General features: G+C 57.0%; 1 protein-coding gene. It reads right to left on the bottom strand.

The genetic code is table 11. The annotated features are described in order from the left end of the window. Positions 1-640: ParB/RepB/Spo0J family partition protein (locus FAS41_RS30760; RefSeq protein ID WP_171049605.1), on the bottom strand; the 640-nt coding region annotated here is incomplete at both ends.

Here is a 640-nt window from a genome sequence, read left to right as displayed (position 1 = left end):
CTGAAGGTAGCAACGCAAACTCTTCTGGTTGGGGTGCTTCTCGGCGATCAGGAGCATCCTGGACTGGTGTTTCTTCAGCGCGATCCTTCGGCTGCTTCATACGCTGTGCTGCCAAGCGCAGCGCCTTTGCCCCTCGATCACACAGTTCGTCTTGCTGCTGTACGGGGAGCTTTGCCAACTGTTCAGCGATGGAGATGCTCACCTCTCCGTTCTTTACCGCCTTTACGAGCTTGGGTGCTCCATCACGCAAGACTCGCTTTGCGGATGAGACGGATCTAGGGGAGACATTCATCGTCTTTGCAGCGTTGGGAAGTAGTATGCGCGGGGCTCGCTCTGCTGCGTCTCCGTCGACTTGGGGATCCTCCTTGGCCAGCTCTACAGCTATCAAGGCACGCTGTGCTGTCGTCAGGTGCCTCCTGCGGAGGTTCAGTGCGACGACAAAGGCGAGAGGATCACCACCGTCATAGTCCTTGGTGATCGGGGTCACCCCCAACTCTAAGCAGACTCGATAACGGTTGCGACCGTCGAGGATCTTGCCTTCGAGCAGAATGATAGGTTCGAGCTGACCTTGTTCCTGGATGTCGGCCTTAAAGCCATCGAAGTCAGCCCCCGATAGGAGCGGGAAGATGTTTGCGAAGGG

It is taken from the genome of Pseudomonas nicosulfuronedens, assembly GCF_005877905.1.
In the GTDB taxonomy this organism is placed as follows: Bacteria; Pseudomonadota; Gammaproteobacteria; order Pseudomonadales; family Pseudomonadaceae; genus Pseudomonas; species Pseudomonas nicosulfuronedens.
This window is presented reverse-complemented; position numbering and strand designations above follow the sequence as displayed.